Origin of the sequence: Mesorhizobium sp. M0088 (assembly GCF_040322895.1) — a bacterium.
Lineage (GTDB): Bacteria > Pseudomonadota > Alphaproteobacteria > Rhizobiales > Rhizobiaceae > Mesorhizobium.
Map to the genome: position 1 here is coordinate 30,094 of NZ_JAMYUI010000029.1, position 17,667 is coordinate 47,760.

Sequence of the window (17,667 nt, forward strand, 5' to 3'; positions counted from 1 at the left end):
GCGGCGTCCAGAGACCTCGCAACAAACTTTCGTGTCCCGCCTTGGCCTGCTATGGGATGAACGGGGTGGCCGAGGAAAGTGTCCGCGTAACATGAAGCCCATCTACATCGACTACCTCAATGCCCTCGACATCGACGCCCTTGCCATGACTGATGGCGAAATCATTGCCGCCGTCGAGGCTGGCCTGGTGGCGCAAGGCAAGGGCCAGACGGTGGTCGAACCGCGCGTCCATCTCGAGCCGGACCCGTCCTTCCACGGCCATTTCAACGTCTTGCGCGGCTACGTCGCGCCGCTCGACACGGCCGGCGTCAAGATCGTCGGCGACTATGTCGACAATTACCTGCATGGCCTGCCTTCCGAATTCGGCATCCTCAACCTGTTCGACCCGCGCACCGGCGCGCCGCGCGCCATCCTCGACGCCACCGTCATCACCGACATGCGCACAGGCGCCATCACCGCCATCGGCGCCAGGCATCTGGCGCGAAAGAATTCCAAAGTGCTGGCCCATATCGGCGCGCGCGGCACCGCCTACTGGAATGTGCGCCTGCTCGACTATCTCTTCGATTTCGACGAGATCCGCGTCCATTCGCGCCGCCCGGAAAGCCGCGACGGTTTTGCCGCCAGACTATCCGCCGATCTCGGCAAGACGGTGACGGCGGTCGCCGACTGGAAAAGCTGCATCGAGGGCGCCGACATTGTCGTCGAGGCCTCGCGGTTGCCGGAGCCGCAGCCATTGCTGAAGACCGAATGGATCAAGCCCGGCGCGCTGGTCGTGCCCTACGGCACCATGAGCGCGGTGGAACTGTCATTGACCGATATCATGCAGAAAATGGTCGTCGACGATTGGGGCCAGTGCAAGGGTGGCAAGTTCGGCTCGCTGCGCGCCCATGTCGAGACCGGGCGGCTGAGCGAGAAGACGCTGCATGCCGAGCTCGGCCAGATTGCCGCCGGTCTGAAAGCCGGGCGCGAAAGCGACGCCGAAACGATCCTGTTCTGGCATCGCGGCCTTTCGCTGTCCGATATTGCGCTGGGCAAGGCGATGCTGGCCAAGGCCCAAGTGCAAGGCATCGGCCAGCGGCTGCGCTTCGCATGAGCGCGCTCGTCCTCACCGGAACCGGCGTCGGTATTGACGATGTCGCTGCGGTCGCCCGCGATGGGCGCAAGGTGGAGGTTGGACCCGATGTCATCGGCAGGCTGGAAAAGGCACGAAAAGTGCTCGACCAGGCCGCCGCGTCCGGCCAGCAAATCTATGGCCTCAACACCGGGCTCGGCGCCAATCTCGGCACCGCGGTCGACGGCAACGCCGGCGCCTTCCAGCGCCAGTTGCTTGAAGGACGCAGCGGCGCCGTCGGCGAGGTGCTGCCGGTCGAAGCCGTGCGGGCAACCATGCTTGCCCGTGCGTCGATGCTGTCGGTCGGCGGCTCCGGCCTGTCGCCTTCCGTCTTCGTCGCTTTGGTCGACGCCCTCAATGCCGGCGCCCATCCCGTCATGCCGTCGCTCGGCTCGATCGGAGCCGGTGACCTGGTGCTGATGACAGCACTCGCCCGCATGCTCACCGGCGAAGGCGAAGCCGACTATCAGGGCCGTCGCATGCCGGCGGCCAAGGCGCTGATGATGGCGCGCCTCGCCCCCATCAGCCTGGCGCCCAAGGACGGGCTGTCGCTGATCAACGCTTCGGCGGTGTCCGCCGGCAGCGGCGCACTTGCGGTGACGGATGCTCTGTCCGCCCTTGCCCAGCAACAGCAGGCCGGCGCGCTGACCATGGAAGGCATCGGCGCCAACCGCACCATCCTCGATCCGCGCCTGCATATGGCGCGTCCGGCGGCAGGCCAGCAGCAAGCAGCCAAGGTGCTGCACGATCTGCTCGCCCGAGACGACGCGCCGGCGCCGACCACCTTGCAGGACCCGCTGTCGATCCGCTGCATGCCGTCGATCCATGGCGCGCTGATCGAGGCGATCGGTCAGGCGAGACAGGCTGTCGAGATCGAACTCAACGCCGCCGCCGACAATCCGCTGGTGCTGGGCGATGATGAGCTGGTGCTGTCGACCGGCAATTTCCACACAGCCTCGCTGGCGCTCGCCTTCGAGACGCTCGGCCTGGCGATCGCCCAATGTGCCGCGGCCAGTGCAGCGCGCTTCATCCAGCTCACCGGTTCGGGCCGCAATGGCCTGCCGAAATATCTGTCGCCGGTCGGCGGCGCCTCGGCCGGCCTCGTACCGCTGCAGAAGACGGTGACGTCGATCCTGGCCGCCATCCGCCACAAGGCCAATCCGGTGATGCTCGACTTCCTGGCCGTGTCGGAAGGCGTCGAGGATCACGCCACGCAAACGCCCCTGGCGGTGGCAAAATGCGCCGGGATGATCGCGCTGTGGCGCCGCCTGATCGCCTTCGAACTGATGGCCGCCGCACAGGCCATCGACCTGCGCGACGGCTTCACATTGGCGCCACGCACCGCCGCTATTCACACGGCGATCCGCGCGCTCGTCCCCATGCTGAAAGAGGACCGGCCGCTCGGTATCGACGCCGAGACGCTTTACGCCGCGCTCGCCGGCGGCAGTTGGCCGGCCTGACGCGGCTTCTCAGAAGACGATGGTCTTGTGGCCGTTGAGCATGACGCGGGCTTCGAGATGCAGCTTGACCGCGCGCGCCAGCACCCGGCTTTCGATGTCGCGCCCGACAGCGACGAAATCCTCGGCGCTCATCGCATGGGTGACGCGTTCGGTCTCCTGATCGATGATCGGGCCCTCGTCGAGGTCGGAGGTGACGTAATGCGCCGTCGCACCGATCAGCTTGACGCCGCGGTCGAAGGCCTGGTGATAAGGCTTGGCGCCCTTGAAGCTCGGCAGGAAGGAATGGTGGATGTTGATCGCCCGCCCGAACAGCCGGTCCGACAGGCCTTTCGAGAAGACCTGCATGTAGCGCGCCAGGATGACCAGTTCGGCCCCTGTCCGCTGCACCAGGTCCAGCAGCTTCTGTTCCTGTTCGGCCTTGTTTTCCCTGGTGGTCGGCCAATGGTGGAAGGCAATGCCCTCCAACTCGGCGAAGCGGCGGGCATCCTCGTGGTTGGAGACGACGGCGGCAACCTCCGCGTTCAGCCAGCCGACCCTGATCTGGTACAGCAGATGGAGAAGCGCGTGGTCGAACTTGGAGACCATGACGATGATCTTCGGGCGGCGCCCCTGATCGACGAGCGCGGTCTTCATGCCGAACCGGTCGACACTTGATTTCAAGGCACGCTCCAGGCTGTCCCTGGTCGAGCCTGGCGGGCTGATGAAGGCGATCCGCATGAAAAAGCGATTGGTCTGCCGGTCCCAGAACTGGCTGCTTTCGGCGATGTTGGCGCCGGTCGCGGCAAGCTCCGCCGTGACGGCGGCGACGATCCCCGGCCGGTCCTCGCAGGAAAGCGTAAGAATATGAACCGGCGCGGCGTCGTCCGTCGCATTATTGTCTTGAGATTTCACGCCCTGTCGACCCTTTTCATGAACAGGCTGAGCTCAGCCGGATCCATATGCACCACATGTTTGTTTTCGGGATAGGCGAGACTGTTGACATCGGTAACATACTCCGAGAACGCGGCGATGCGCTCGGCCTGCAGCCGGTCATACTCGGCGGCGAAGTTGCGATAGACCTTGGAGTGACGAGGCATGTGGCCACGGTTCTGGCCGAGGATGTCGTCGGCGAACAGGTACTGCGCGTCGCAGCCAGTGCCCGCCCCCATCGACAGCATGATCAGCGACGTCCGCTCCGAGATCGCCTTGGCGACCTCGACCGGCACGACCTCGATCTCGGCGCCGATGGCGCCTGCGGCCTCCAGTTGTTTCACCGCAGCGAAGACCCCCATGGCGGTGTCGGCGGTCTTGCCGACCGCCTTGAAGCCGCCGGTCCAGGTGGCCCGTGACGGAATCAGCCCGACATGGCCGATCACCGGGATATTGTCATCGGCCATCCGCTTGATCGTGGCGTAGCCGGCGCTGCAATAGACCGCGTCGGCGCCGGCCTTGTAGAGCCGGAAGGCCCAGCGCACGAAATCGTCCGCCGTTCCGATCTCGTAGAAATTGTCGCCCGGCATGGTGAACAGGCTGGGTGCGGCGTCCCGGTATTGCGGGTTGAGCACGAGTTCGGGCGGCACCGAGACGATGTCGACCCCTGCGCGCTCCGCGGCCTCTGCCTCGTCCATCGTCAGCACGCGCAGCATGGTCAGCTGGCGCTTGCCTTTCATGGCGCGCAAATCCGCCACCGTCGGTCTTTTTCGGCTCATCAAAAGGGTTCCCTCAGTTGCATTCGGCGGCAGGTCAGCCGATCTGGATCATCACTTTGCCAGCCTCGACCTTCACTGGATAGGTGGCGAGATTGACGCATACCGGTGCGCCTCGGGCCAGACCCGTCTTGTAGTTGAAGCGGCCATTGTGCTTGGGGCATTCGATGATGTCGTCCATCACCAGCCCATCGGCCAGATGAGCCTTCTCATGCGTGCAGTACCCGTCGGTTGCGAAGTACTCGTCATCGGGACTGCGATAGATGGCGAAGGTACGGCCGCCATGATCGAAGCGGATGACATCCTCTTCCTCGACATCGTTGACGCCGCACGCTTCAACCCAGTCGGCCATCTCTCGTCTCCTGCAACTCTATTCCGCCGCCGCCGGAACGGTCAGCGCATGGAACTCGTCCCGGTATGGCCTGGCCGTCGGCGGCAATTCACGCTTGAGGAAATAGTCCTCGTACTGAAGCTGTTTCAGCAGCACCGGCCAGACCTCGCGATAGGCATGCCACATCGAAGGGTTCGGCTCGGGCAGGTCGTGCTTGATCAATTCATGCAGCCTCGGCAGCGCGTGATACGGCACCATCGGGAACATGTGATGTTCGACATGGTAGTTCATGTTCCAATAGATGAAGCGGCTGATCGGGTTCATGTAGACGGTGCGCGTGTTCAGCCGGTGGTCGGTGACATTATCGGCCAGGCCGATATGCTGAAGCAGGCCGGTCAGCACCATGTGCCAGCTGCCGTAGAGGCGCGGCAGGCCGATAAGCACCAGCGGCAGGAACGACCACAGATAGAACGCCAGCGCGATCGCCGCGACATAGATGGCGACATGCCAGCGCGCGGCTGTGACCACCTTGTGAAGCTCCATCTCGGGAATAAAGCTTTTCTCGTCGGGCGAGATGCTGCCGAACGCATTGCGCACCAGCGTCGGCAGCGAATAGCGGAAATCGAGAATGCCGGTGAAGGCGAGTGCGGCGCGCAGCAGGTCCGGCGGACGCATCACCGCGATCTCGGCGTCGCGGCCGACGATGATCGTGTCGGTGTGATGGCGGGCATGGCTCCAGCGCCAGGTCACAGGGTTGCGCATCAGCATGAAACTGGCGATCTGGTAGACGGCATCGTTCATCCAGCGCGTACGGAAGGCGGTGCCGTGGCCGCACTCGTGCCAGCGCGAGTCGCTGGACGAGCCGTAGAGCACGCCATAGACGAGCAGGAACGGCACCACCCACCACGTCCCCCAGAACCAGGCGATCCCGGCGGCCGAGCCCAATATGGCAACGATCCAGATGATCGTATCGCGGATCGCCGGGCCGTCCGAGCGCTGCATCAGCTCTTTCATCGCCTTGCGCGGCACATCGGTGTGATACCACTCGGCCGAGGCCAGCCCGGTCTCGATCGCGATGCGCGTGCTTTCCCCGACCAGGCTGTAGTCGCGCTTTTTCTCCATCACATCGACCTCCGATTTCCGGCCCGCCAGCCGGAGCATTCGTTTCGCATCATGCCCTGTCCGCCAATCCCGGAAAATTACCCGACGGCACAGGATAATCCTGTTGCGGCTGCCTGGCGATCGACGCGATCTTTGCTTCGGCCGCCGCGATCGCGCCGGCGCCGTCGAGCACCCGGAACACCGCGTCGTAAGAACGGCCTTCGCCATGCTCCAGCCAGATCATCTCGCCTCGCTCGCGCGCCGCGAGATTGCCCAAGACATGATGTGTCGAGGGCTCTATGCCCAGCGCATACTGCCCTGCCTGGAAATTCTGCCATTGGTAGGCGCAAGGCAGCTGATCCTTGCGCGTGATCACTTCCAGGCCAAGCCCTATGCCGTCATTGACCACCGCCACCGGCACCTCGCCATTGGCGTCGGCCGCCATCTCATGCTGCCAGACCTGCTCGCTGAAGCCCAGTCGCGGCGCCGGCACGGTGCGGTAGCCGACCTTCTGCGCCTCGTAGCGTTCGCCTGCATGGCCAGCCCAGACGACGTCGCGGATCGGCGCCAGATAGCGCGAACCCTCGTCGAGCAAGGGGTGGCTGACATTGACGTGGTAAAAATACATGTGCGGCGTGCGATTGAAGCCATGGTTGACGACGCGGTCCGACAGCCGGATCTCGTTGCCGCCGACATCGGCCTCGATACGCCGGATCAGATGCAAATCCTCGCCGAACACCGCCGATTGCTGAACGATGCCTTCGGCCCAAAGCACGCAGCGGTCGCCATCCCAGGCCTCGCCATAACCGGTCAGCCGCGCTGGAATGGTGCCGACGCGGCCATGCAGCGAATGGATCACGGTCTTCTTGCCCGGGTAGTTGTAGCTATCGGCAGGCACCTCTTCGCGGCCCAATATGTGGTCGAGGCCGCAGGTGACAAGCAGGCCGGAAAACGAGCGGGCCCAGGCGAGCCCCCCTTCCCCCCCATAATCGTGCAGGCCGGGATGACGAAAGCCGCTCGGCGAATGCCAACCGATCGCCTGTCCCCTATAGTCGCAATCGGCGATGTCGAGCGCCCGGTCGACCAGTGCCGTGAAGCGCAGGCCCGAGCCGGTGCGGAATTCCAGCATGCGGATGCCGCGTTCCACACCGTCGCCAAGCGTCATCAGCCGCACGCCGGCAAATTGCGACAGCATGCCCGAACGTTCCGACACCTGCCGGCGCGAAAGCGTCTTGCCGTAGAGTTCTACCATGTGACGGCCAACTTCTTCACTTCGCTCTCGTTTCTTTCAGCAGGGCCGACATGTCGGCGCCGGTGATGATGCTCTCCACGGTCAGGAGATCGGTATCGGCAACCGTCTGCTCGGCGACGATCTCGCCGCGGCGCATGACGATGATGCGGTCGGCGACCTGGAACACGTGGTGGATGTTGTGGGTGATCAAAAGCACGGAATGACCGGCGTCGCGCACCTCCTTGACGAAGCGCAGCACGCCATGGGTTTCCTCGACACCGAGATTGTTGGTCGGCTCGTCGAGGATGATGACCTTGGCGGCGAACTGCATGGCGCGAGAAATCGCAATCGACTGCCGCTCGCCACCCGACAGCGTCGAGACCAGCGCATCGGCGTCGAGTTTTTTCGAGATGCCGACGCGCTTCAACAGCGCCGACGCCGCATCGCGCAATTTGGCGAAATCGAGCGGCGCGAACACGCCCAGCCATTTCAGCTTGACCGGTTCGCGCCCAAGGAAAAGATTGCGCGCAATGCTGAGATCCGGCGCCAGAGACGTATCCTGGTGAATGGTCTCGATGCCGAGGTCCATGGCATCGCGCGTCGAGCGGATCGAGACCTTCTCGCCGCGCACATAGATGTCGCCACGGTCGATCGGAAACACACCGGAAATCGCCTTGATCAGCGTCGATTTGCCGGCGCCATTGTCGCCGAGCAAGGCCACCACCTCACCCTCCTTGAGGGCAAAGGACGCATTCTTCAGCGCCCGAACGCTGCCGAAGGATTTTTGCAGATTCTGCAGCCGGAGAACTTCCATCGTCAGCCCCTTGCGGCGTTCTTCTGCAGCAAAGCGTGCAGGATGAGCATGGCGAGGATGATGAGGCCGACGAAGATGTTGTAGGCGAGGCCCGGCACGCCGATCAGCACGATGCCGTTGCGGATCGCGCGCAGCATCAGCGCGCCGACGATGGTGCCGAGGATCGTGCCGCGCCCGCCGGTCAGCGCCGTGCCGCCGACCACCACCATGGCGATCACTTCGAGCTCGTAGCCGGTGCCGGCCACCGGCGAGGCGGCCGAGATGCGGAAGGCGCTGATCATGCCGGCCAGTCCCGCAAGGACCGAAGTCAGGATGAACAGCCACACCTTGACGGCGTCCGCCGGCACGCCGCGCGCCACCGCCGCGTTCCGGTTGGAACCGATGGCGCTGATCCAGTTGCCGAGCTTGGCATAGCGCAGCACGTAGATCGCCAGCAGCGAGAGACCGATGAACCACCACAGCGAGGTGTAGAACCGGAACGACCCGACATTGAAGCTACCGGCCAGCAGCGTGACGAAAAAGCCTGGCTGGTCCCAGGATTTCAGCGGAAAGCCCTGCGTGATGTAGAGCGCCGCCCCGCGCACCACGAGCAGCATGGACAGCGTGACCAGGAAGGACGAAATGCCGATCTTGGTGACGATCAGCCCGTTGATGGCGCCGATGGCGATGCACAGCAGAAGCCCGGCCAGAAGCGCGATGCCGATATCGACGCCTCCGTTCTGCACCAGAAGCATGACGACGACCGGCGCCAGCCCGAACACGGCACCAACCGACAGGTCGAATTCGCCCGCCGTCAGAAGCAGCGTCATGCCGAGCGCGATAATGCCGAGCTCGGGCAGGAACGCCATCATGTTGGAGATGTTGAGCGGCGACAGGAAATTGGCATCGGCGATGGCGAACACCGCGAGCAGGACAATGAGGATGACGAGCGAGGAGAATTGCGGCGAGCGCATAAGGCTCGATCTACGTTTCCCGACAGGCATTTCGTCTTCTGCGGCGATCATCATGACTGCTTGAACCATGCTTTGAAATGGTGCCCGCGGCCTGCGCCGCGGGCACCGGTTTTCACTTCGTGTCGTAGAGTTTCAGGATCGGTTCGACGCTCGAGGCGTCGTAGAGGCTGAAGGTATGGATGTCGTAGCCGATCGGTTCGCCCGACGCGGCGAGCCCGAGCAATGCCACCGGCATGAAGCCTTGCGCAGACGGGAACTGCCAGGCGGCCGCGTTGACGAAGCCGGACTTCACGGCTTCCGCGGTTTCCTTCGAATTGCCCCAGCCGACGACCGGGATCTTGCCGGCCGGCACACCGGCGCCGTCGAACACCCGCTTGACGCTGGCCGCGACGGAATCGCCGAGCGCGATGATCGCCGGCGGATTGTTGGCCACCATATAGTCGGTCATCTTGGCAATGATGCCGGCCGGGTCGGTGCCGCAATCGACCACATCATATTTGATCCCCAACGGATCGAAGACGCTGGCGATGCCTTCGGTCTCCAGCTGCTGATAGCTGGCGCCAGGCACTTCCACCGGCAGGAACACCTTGTCGCCCTGCTTCACCATCTTGTGGTCGACAAGATACTTGGCCCAGATGACCCCCGCCTCCTTGAGATCGGCGCCGACATAGGCCTGCCGTCCGGTCGCCGGATCGTCTGTGTTGAAGAACACGATCGGGATCCCGGCCGCCTTGGCAGCCTTCACTTCCTCGGTCCACAGGCCCGGCTGGGCCGAGGTGGTGGCGATGCCGTCGGGCTTGGCCGCAAGCGCGGAATTGAAGGCCTCCTTCTGCGCCGCCATGTCGCCGCCGCTGAAGGAGATCTTGCAGGTCACCTTGAGCTGGTCGCAGGCTTTGGTTGCGCCGGCATTCCAGTCGAGCCAGAACGCATCCGACGGACCGCCATGCGACAGCAGGTAGAAGGTCTTCTGGCCTTCCTGCGCCATTGCCGGCGAGGCGAATGCGATGCCCGCGAACACAGTCGCGGCCGCCGCCAGTTTCAATCCGAATTTCAACACTGCAATTCCTCCCTTGTTGTTGCTTCCAAGCCGGATGCACCGCCGGCAAAGGGCGGCGCACAGCCGGTCAGAGACCGTTGGCGCGGAACTTGTCGTCGAGAAATTTCTTGGCCCTCGGCACATCGTCTTCCGAAAGGTGTTCGATGATCACCGGGATGTTCGGGTTCTTCTGCGACAGGCGCTGCAGATAGAGGTCGTAGTTCAGCGAGCCGGTGCCCGGCGCGTTGAGGACCATCTCGCCAACGCCGCGGAAGGTGTGCGAGGCCAGCGCGTCGTCATCGCCGATGTCCGCATGCTTCTCGCTCTTGTCGTCGCCGGCTCGTGCGACATCCTTGGCATGCGCGATTTTGACCTTGTCGGCCAGCGTGTCGAACACCTGGTTCAGCACCTTGTCCATCTGGTCGATGTTGTGGCTTTCGAAGTAGTTGGTCGGATCCATCAGCAGGCCGAGGCCCGGATGGTCGACCTGCGCGAACATCCTCACCGTTTCCTCGACCGAGCCGACGACATTGTTGACGTAGGTTTCGAGCAGGAACATTGAGCCGTGGTCATAGGCTTCCTGCGCCAGTTCGGAGATCACCTTGCGGCACATCTCAAAACCCTCTTCGGACTTGTTCTTGGGATCGCTCATCCACTCGCTCTCGGTGTTGTAGGTACCGGTCTCCGAGATCACGTAAGGACTGCCGAGCTGGCGGGCGTTGCGGATGATTTCCTTCAGCCGATCGACATTCGCCTTGCGGTGCGCGAGGTCGGGATGAATGACATTGGTGTAGCCCGAGATGCAGCAGATCGGCAGGTCGTGGGCACGGAACGTGTCGCGAACCTTCTTGGCCTTATCCTTGGTGATCTGGCCGGCCGACAGGTCGATATCCTTGAAATGAAGGTCGAGCTGCACGGTGTTGAAACCGTGGCCGCGAATTTTCTTCGCCGTCTCTTCGAGGCCGTATGGGAAATACCCCGTGAAAATACCTGCCTGCATCATGGTGTGAATTCCTCCCTGGAAGCGATTCAGTTGTCTGGTGTTTCAGTTGCGGTGATCAGGTAGCGATTTCGGAAAGCTTGACCGTGCGGCCCTCGTCGATCGAGCGATAACCCGCCTCGACCAGCGCCATGGTCTTGACGTTGTCGGCGACCGACAGCGCCGGCGGTGTGCCGGTCTTCACCGCATGCTGGAGCTGCTCCATCACGCCGATAAAGGCATGCGGGAACCACATCGTGTCCCAGCTCGGACTGACCCACTCGCCTCCGGTCGTCTCGGTCGACGCATAGGTCAGCGTCGAGGCAGCGCCCGTCGGCCAGCCAATGGTGCCCTTCGCGACCCCCTTGCTGCCGTCGACGCGCCAGTTGATGTGCTGGTCGTCCTTGTAGCCATCCTGACGCGGACCGGACCAGACATCCTCCAGCGACACGGCAAGCACACCGGACGGGAAGCGCAGCGTCGACACGGTGATGCCGTCGGAATGGTCGAATGTCGTGCGCGGATCCTTGCGTGTCAGCGTGGTGATCTCGTCGGGATCGCCGAACAGAAAGCGCAGCACGTCGAGATGATGCACACTCATATTGGCGAGCGTCAGCCGGTCATAGTCCTCGAGGAAGCTCTGCCAGTGCGGGATGGCGTGCATGTCGATCTGCGCGAAGACGATGTCGCCCAGCGCGCCGCTGTCGATGATCTGCTTCAAGACGCGCATCGACTGGTCGTAGCGCATGTTCTGATTAACCGAGAGGATCTTGCCGGCCTTGGCCGCCTCGTCGCGCAGCTTGACCGCTTCCTCGACCGACAAGGCCAACGGCTTCTGCGCCAGGATCGCCTTGATGTGCTTCTGCTTCAGCGCGTGACGGATCAGCGCCGGCTGCAGGTCGGGCGGGAAAGCAAGGTCGATGATCTCGACATTTTCGTCCTCGATCAGTTTTTCCGGTGTGTCGTGGACGGTCGGAATGCCCCAGCGCGTCGCCACCTTCTCGGCGCTGGCCCTGGTGCGCGAGGCGATTGCCACCACCGGGAACCCAGCTTCCTTGTAGGCGGCGAGATGGCACTCGGCCATGATCATGCCTGCGCCGACGCAGCCGATCTTGTATTCCTTCGTGCGGACCTTCACGTCCGGCTCGAAGCCTTTGCTTCCCATCTCTTCCTCCCGAAACTCTTTCCTTGCGGCGGCCGTCATCGTGCCAACGCTCCGCCGCTCTGTTCGAAATAATGCACTCTGGCCGGCTCGCAGGATATCGCCACCATGGCATCCGGCCGGATGTCGGGCTGGCCGCTCAGCAATGCCTTCAGCCGCGCCTGCCCGGCAGCGAGCGTCACCACGGTATAGCCGCCAAGCGGCTCGACCTCGAACACTCGCGCCGGGCGGCCCGGGCCCCCACCCGCCCACGGTCTAACCTTGATGTCTTCCGGCCTCAGGCCGATCTCCACGGCGTCGGCGGGCGCTGTCTTGTCTTCGATGCGGATCGTGCCTTCAGCCGCTTCGACACCGCCCTCGCCGCGCGCCGATCTGAGGATGTTCATCATCGGCGAACCAAGCAGCCTTGCCACATAGGTGCTGGCCGGGCGGTCGTAGATCTCTGCCGGCGTACCGATCTGCCTGATCTTGCCGTCCTCCAGGATAGCAATGCGGTCAGCGACCGACATCGCCTCTTCCTGGTCATGCGTGACATAGATCAGCGTCTTGCCGAGTTCGCGCTGGATGCGCTTCAGCTCGACGCGCGTTTCCTCGCGCAGCCTGGCGTCGAGCGCCGAGATCGGATCGTCCATCAGATAGGCATTGGGATCGCGCACCAGAGCCCGCGCGATCGCCACGCGCTGCCGCTCCCCGCCCGAAAGCTGTCCCGGCGGCTTGTGCAGGATATGGCCGATATGCAGCTTCGCCGCGACGTCGGTGACCCGCCGCTTGATCTCGGTCTCGGCGACCCGGCGTTCGACCAGGGGAAAGCGGACATTTTCGAGCGCGCTCATATGCGGGAACAGCGCCAGGTTCTGGAACACCATCGCCACGTTGCGCTCGGCCGGCGACATCGCGTTGACCGGCCTGCCTCCGATCAGGATTTCGCCGGTGTCAGGTGTCTCCAGCCCAAGCACCAGGCGCAGGATCGTCGACTTGCCCGACAGCGGCGGACCGAAGAAGCAGAAGAACTCGTTGTCGTCGACGGTGAACGAGGCGTCATCGACGGCGAGTGTATTGCCGTAGCGTTTGGTGACATTGCGAAACACGATATCGGCCATCTCAACCTGCCTTCATCGCAAGGCCGGTAGCGGCGTCGAAGACACGCACCGACGACGTAGTGGAGGCGATGACAGCGGTGTCGCCGATAGTCAGTCCGACATCATTGTCGAACACCGTTTTCACAGCCGCCTCGCCCTGGCCGAGATGAACGATGGTACGCGCACCGATCCGTTCGACAAAGGTCACCGGCATTGCGAGCCCCTGCCCATTCTGAACCAACGTCGCCTGTTCAGGCCGGAATCCGTAAAGCACCTCGCCGCGCGCACCGCGCATGGCCATCGCGAGTTCGCCCGGCAGCGGCGGCGTGACGCCCAGCGGTCCGAGATCGACGACCAGTCCGCGGTCGCTCTCCGCTGGCCTGCCCTTGAGCAGATTCATGCCCGGCGCACCGATAAAGCGGGCGACGAAGACATTGGCCGGATCGTTGTAGACCTCGAGCGGCGTGCCGACCTGCTGCAGCACGCCATGATCCATGACCGCGATGCGGTCGGCCATGGTCATCGCCTCAAGCTGATCGTGGGTGACATAGACCATGGTCTGGCGGAACTGCCGCTGCAGCTGCTTCAGTTCGGTGCGCATGACGGCCCGGAAAGCGGCGTCGACATTGGACAGCGGCTCGTCGAGCAGGAAGATCGCCGGCTCCATGATCGCCGAGCGGCCGATCGCCACCCGCTGCAAGATGTTGACCGACAGCCTGTCGGCCTTGCGGTCGAGCAGCGGCGTCAGCTGCAGCATCTCGGCGATAGCGCCGACACGGCGGTCGATCTCGGCTTTGGCAGCCCCTCGCATTTTTGGTCCATAGGCAAGGTTCTGGCGCACCGTCATATGCGTGAAGATGGCGTAGTTCTGGAAGACGAAGCCGACGCCGCGCCGGCCCATCGGCACGCCGGCCATGTCGCGCTCGCCAAACAGGATCTTGCCGCCGGTCGGCTCTTCCATGCCGGCGATCATGTTCATCGTCGTCGACTTGCCGCAGCCAGACGGCCCGAGCAGCGCCATGAACTCGCCATCGGCAATTGCCAAATCCATGGTTTTCAACGCGGTGAAGTCGCCGAATTTCTTGACCAGGTTCTGCAAGTGGATCGCACTCATGCCGCCACCTCGCGTGCCCGCGCCATGCGCTTCATGGCGAACACCGCGACGATCGACAGCACGACCAAAATGGCCAGCGCGATCGCCGCCACATAGCCCCAGATCAGGTCCTGCGTGGTGAGCTTGTAGATGTAGACCGAGATGGTTTCGGTGGCGACGCCTGGACCGCCGCCGGTCATGATGTAGAGCGTATCGAAGATCTTGAAGTTCTCGATCGCCCGGATCGCCAGCGCGATGATGATGATCGTCTTCATCTTCGGCAGCACGATGGTGACGAAGCGCTGCCAGGGATTGGCGCCGAGCAGCGTCGCCGCCTTGATCTGGTCCTCCGGCACGCCGACCAGGCCGGCAAGCAGGATAAGGAACATCAGCGGCGTCCATTGCCAGATGTCGGCGACCATCACCGCAATCAGCGCCAGAGTCGGATCCGACAGCCAGGCGATGGTGACGGGAGATCCGGTGAGCGACGACAAGATGTCGTTCACCGGGCCGCCCGACTGGAACAGCATGAAGAACATGTAGCCGGCCACCGCCGGCACCACCATCATCGGCATCAGCAGGATCGAATAGAAGGCGCGCTTGCCTGGGAAATCGTCGGCAAACAGCGTCGCCAGCGCCAGCCCAAGCAGGAATTCCGCCGGCACGCAGACGATCATGACGATGGCCGTACGCTTCAGCGCGCTCCAGAAGCGCGCGTCGGCGGCGAGATCGGTGTAGTTGGCAAAGCTGTTCCACATCGACCAGGCGTTCCACCAGCCGGTGCCCGACAGCGGCGACCAGTCGGTGACGCTGATGTAGAGCTGCATCAACAGCGGGAAGGCCGAGATGAACAGCACCAGGATCTGCGCAGGCAATGTCAGGCGGAAACCCAGCCTTGCGCCCTCATCGCGCGAAACCGGCTTTGCTCCGACGGCTGTCATCTCATCCTTGGACGTCATGGCAGTCACCGCGCTCATTGCTTGAGCGCCCCGAACGTCAACCCGCGCACAAGATGGCGCTGAATGGCGATGCCCATGATCACCGGCGGCACGGCCGCGATCAGGCCAAGCGCCGCCTTGGCGCCATAGAGCTGCCCGGTCATCGAGGAGGATAGCGAGGCCATGTAGACCGGGATGGTCACCCATTCGCGCGTCGTCAGAAGCAGCGCGATCAGATAGTCCGACCAGTTGAGGATGAAGACGAAGAGCGCGGCACTGGCCAGCGGCGCGCGCATCATCGGCAGCGTGATGCGGGTGAAGACGCGCAGCCGCGAACAGCCTTCGACAAGCGCTGCCTCCTCGATCTCGCGCGGCATGTCGTCGAAGAAGGTCTTCATCAGCCAGAAGGCGAACGGCAAGGTGACGATGCCGTAGATCAGCGCCAGGCCCCACCAGCTGTCGGTGAAGTTGAGGAAAGCCCACATGATCATCACCGGGATCATGACCGCCATCGGCGGAAAGATCCTGAGCTGGATCAGCGCCAGCGGCAGGTTCTGGCCGGAGCCGAAACGCGACAGCCCATAAGCCGCGGCAGTGCCCGCCGACATGGCGATCACCGTGCCGAAAACCGCCGACAGCAGCGATGCGAGGATCGGCTTCAGCGCGTTACGGTCGAGCGCGACGATCAAATTGTTGGTCGACTCGCCGAACACGAAACGGAAATTGCTGAGCGTCGGGTTCTTCGGCCACCAGGTCAGTTCGGCGCCGGTCGCCGACCATTCGGCGATCGGCTTGAACGCCATCGATACCATCCACAGGATCGGCACCAGCGTCACCGCCATGGCCGCGAAGATCGCCGCATAGCGGAATATCAGGAAAGGAACGGAACGCTTCATCTGGCGGCTTTGCTGGTGGCGTTGTGGGCGGAGGGGAGAAGCAAGCTCCTCCCCTCCTTCGATATGATCCAGGGAGAAAGATCAGACGATTGGATCGAGAACTGTCGGCCAGGCCTCCTTGTTGGTCTTGATGGCTTCGAGCAGTTTGTCCTCGCCGGTGCGCCGGGCGATCTTCTTCCACTCTGCCTCGGTGTCGGCCATCGCCTGCTCCGATGTCTTGGCCTTGGTCAGCGCCGCCATCAGGTTCTCGTCGAGCGCATTGTGGAAGGCTGTCGCGCCGGGATAGTTGATGGTCGGCACGGTGCGGGCGACCGTCTCGCGCACGACGTCCATGTGGTAGGCATGATAGGTCTGGCGCACCAGCGGATCGGAGAAGTCCGAAAGCCGGAACGGGTCCAGATAACCGCCGGGGTTGGCACTCATCCAGGCATAGATGCGGGCCGAGCCCAGCCATTGCAGCAGGAGGTAGGCGACCTCCTGGTTCTTCGACTGTGACGAGACCATGCCGGTCAGCGAAAACCACAGCACGGAACGGCTGATCAGCTTGCCGCCGATCTCGCGGCCGGGCGGCAGCATCGAGCCGATCTTGCCGGTGACGGCTGAATCCTTGTTGCCGGCATTGTCGAGGAATTTCGGCAGGTTGGAGAAGGCGCAGGTCATCGCCGCACCACCCTTGGCGAAGTTGCCGTATTGCTCCGGCCAGCCCCAGGAGATCGCATCCGGCGAATGATGCGCGAGCGAAGCAACATATTCGTTGGTGGCGGCGATGCCTTGCTCGGAATTGATCATCGGCTTGCCGTCATCGCCAAACAGGAACTGGTTGGGCGAAGCCATCGAGACATAGCGCTGGTACCAGTTCGTGTAGCCCCAGCCCTGGTTGCGCAGGTCGGTCGAGCCGAACAGGCCCTTGTCCGGTCGCTGGAAGAAGGCGGCGATGTCGCCATGCTGCTTCCAGGTCTTCGGCGGCGCCAGATCGTAGCCGTATTTGTCCTTGAAGGCCTTCTTCTCGGCTTCGTCGCCGAACAGGTCGGTGCGGTAGACCCAGGTCTGGAAGTCGCCGTCCAGCGACACGCCATAGTTCGAGCCGCGGTATTTGTTGAGCAGCGACACGCCCTTGGCGCCGTTGACATAGCCGCTGACGGGATCGTCCCATTCAGGCTTATGCTGCGCGACAAAGTCGTCGAGCTTGGCGATGCCGCCGGTTTCGGCGAGGTCGCCGAGGCGGTTCCATTCGGTCGAGTAGATGTCGTAGGCCCCACCCTTGGTGGAGATGTCCTGCATCGTCTTGGTGAATTCCTGGCCGTTCGGCAGACCGACGATTTCGATCGCGATGCCGGTTTCCTTTTCCCACAGCTCCTTGATCGACGGCGCACCGGCCGGGAACGGCTGCGTGAGCTGGCCGATCGAGCCGTCGGACAGGCCGAGCACGATCTTGGCCGGCGCCTTGCCGGCGCCCTTCAGCGCCTTGGCCGCCTCGATGGCGCGGCCTTCCGGCGTATCGGCGCCATACTGGTAGCGCTCGGCCCCTTCGAAGCCCGTCGGACCGCCGATCATGCCTGGCGCCAGCGCGTCGGCCGCATAGGCACGGCCGGGACGAATGAATTGGGGTGCGATACCAGCGGCGGCCATGATCACGGCCGCCTTTCCTCCGGATGCCAGCAGCCGGCGCCGCGAGATGCGGATCAAGTCAGACATTGAAACTCCTCCCTCAGGGCCACGTTTCCTCCACGACCCTTATGAGGGATATTGACGACAGCATGGCAAGGCTGTCAACATCATAAATAATCAAAACACATCA

17 protein-coding genes are annotated in these 17,667 nt (G+C 63.4%); 2 read left to right on the top strand and 15 right to left on the bottom strand.

The annotated features are described in order from the left end of the window. Positions 1-91: 91 nt before the first annotated feature. Both NKJ67_RS28755 and NKJ67_RS28760 read left to right on the top strand, forming a co-directional pair. Positions 92-1,093, top strand: a complete 1,002-nt coding sequence (locus NKJ67_RS28755) for an ornithine cyclodeaminase family protein (RefSeq protein WP_352584575.1) — start codon at positions 92-94, stop codon at positions 1,091-1,093. Further along, positions 1,090-2,571 carry an HAL/PAL/TAL family ammonia-lyase gene (locus NKJ67_RS28760; protein ID WP_352584577.1) on the top strand — a complete coding sequence of 494 codons (1,482 nt, stop codon included), beginning with the start codon at positions 1,090-1,092 and terminating at the stop codon, positions 2,569-2,571. The genes NKJ67_RS28755 and NKJ67_RS28760 overlap by 4 nt, the downstream gene beginning before the upstream one ends. A gap of 9 nt (positions 2,572-2,580) precedes the next feature. Here the strand turns inward: NKJ67_RS28760 and purU are convergent, their stop codons facing one another. The 15 genes from purU to NKJ67_RS28835 form a co-directional block, all read right to left on the bottom strand. After that, positions 2,581-3,462, bottom strand: a complete 882-nt coding sequence (gene purU, locus NKJ67_RS28765; protein WP_352584579.1) for a formyltetrahydrofolate deformylase — start codon at positions 3,460-3,462, stop codon at positions 2,581-2,583. Further along, positions 3,459-4,259, bottom strand: coding sequence for a 3-methyl-2-oxobutanoate hydroxymethyltransferase (locus NKJ67_RS28770; protein ID WP_352584581.1), 801 nt, complete (start codon positions 4,257-4,259; stop codon positions 3,459-3,461). Before NKJ67_RS28770 ends, purU begins: the two co-directional genes overlap by 4 nt. Before the next feature lie 34 nt (positions 4,260-4,293). Continuing rightward, positions 4,294-4,608, bottom strand: a complete 315-nt coding sequence (locus NKJ67_RS28775) for a MocE family 2Fe-2S type ferredoxin (protein ID WP_352584583.1) — start codon at positions 4,606-4,608, stop codon at positions 4,294-4,296. An 18-nt stretch (positions 4,609-4,626) separates the two neighbouring features. Further along, on the bottom strand, positions 4,627-5,709 hold the full coding sequence (locus NKJ67_RS28780; RefSeq protein ID WP_352584666.1) for a fatty acid desaturase family protein: 1,083 nt from the start codon (positions 5,707-5,709) through the stop codon (positions 4,627-4,629). Between the two features lie 49 nt (positions 5,710-5,758). Then, complete coding sequence (locus NKJ67_RS28785; RefSeq protein WP_352584585.1) at positions 5,759-6,940, bottom strand: aldose 1-epimerase family protein; 1,182 nt, start codon at positions 6,938-6,940, stop codon at positions 5,759-5,761. A 16-nt stretch (positions 6,941-6,956) separates the two neighbouring features. Then, the gene (locus tag NKJ67_RS28790; RefSeq protein ID WP_024501560.1) at positions 6,957-7,739 is read right to left on the bottom strand and encodes an ATP-binding cassette domain-containing protein; all 783 of its coding nucleotides are present in this window, start codon (positions 7,737-7,739) and stop codon (positions 6,957-6,959) included. After that, positions 7,736-8,716 carry an ABC transporter permease gene (locus NKJ67_RS28795; RefSeq protein ID WP_245465924.1) on the bottom strand — a complete coding sequence of 327 codons (981 nt, stop codon included), beginning with the start codon at positions 8,714-8,716 and terminating at the stop codon, positions 7,736-7,738. The genes NKJ67_RS28790 and NKJ67_RS28795 overlap by 4 nt, the downstream gene beginning before the upstream one ends. A gap of 82 nt (positions 8,717-8,798) precedes the next feature. Further along, positions 8,799-9,743: a sugar ABC transporter substrate-binding protein gene (locus tag NKJ67_RS28800; protein ID WP_352584587.1), complete on the bottom strand. Its 945-nt coding sequence runs from the start codon at positions 9,741-9,743 to the stop codon at positions 8,799-8,801. A gap of 67 nt (positions 9,744-9,810) precedes the next feature. Further along, a complete protein-coding gene (locus NKJ67_RS28805; protein ID WP_127317901.1) occupies positions 9,811-10,725 on the bottom strand; it encodes a sugar phosphate isomerase/epimerase family protein in 915 nt (304 codons plus the stop codon). Between the two features lie 55 nt (positions 10,726-10,780). After that, positions 10,781-11,866, bottom strand: a complete 1,086-nt coding sequence (locus NKJ67_RS28810) for a Gfo/Idh/MocA family protein (protein WP_352584589.1) — start codon at positions 11,864-11,866, stop codon at positions 10,781-10,783. A 35-nt stretch (positions 11,867-11,901) separates the two neighbouring features. Continuing rightward, a complete protein-coding gene (locus NKJ67_RS28815) occupies positions 11,902-12,963 on the bottom strand; it encodes an ABC transporter ATP-binding protein (RefSeq protein ID WP_352584591.1) in 1,062 nt (353 codons plus the stop codon). 1 nt (position 12,964) lies between these two features. After that, positions 12,965-14,056, bottom strand: coding sequence for an ABC transporter ATP-binding protein (locus tag NKJ67_RS28820; protein WP_352584593.1), 1,092 nt, complete (start codon positions 14,054-14,056; stop codon positions 12,965-12,967). After that, positions 14,053-15,012: a carbohydrate ABC transporter permease gene (locus tag NKJ67_RS28825; protein WP_352584595.1), complete on the bottom strand. Its 960-nt coding sequence runs from the start codon at positions 15,010-15,012 to the stop codon at positions 14,053-14,055. Before NKJ67_RS28825 ends, NKJ67_RS28820 begins: the two co-directional genes overlap by 4 nt. Continuing rightward, positions 15,009-15,869: a carbohydrate ABC transporter permease gene (locus tag NKJ67_RS28830; RefSeq protein WP_127269508.1), complete on the bottom strand. Its 861-nt coding sequence runs from the start codon at positions 15,867-15,869 to the stop codon at positions 15,009-15,011. Before NKJ67_RS28830 ends, NKJ67_RS28825 begins: the two co-directional genes overlap by 4 nt. A gap of 81 nt (positions 15,870-15,950) precedes the next feature. Then, positions 15,951-17,564, bottom strand: a complete 1,614-nt coding sequence (locus tag NKJ67_RS28835) for an extracellular solute-binding protein (RefSeq protein WP_292662134.1) — start codon at positions 17,562-17,564, stop codon at positions 15,951-15,953. Between the last annotated feature and the right edge of the window lie 103 nt (positions 17,565-17,667).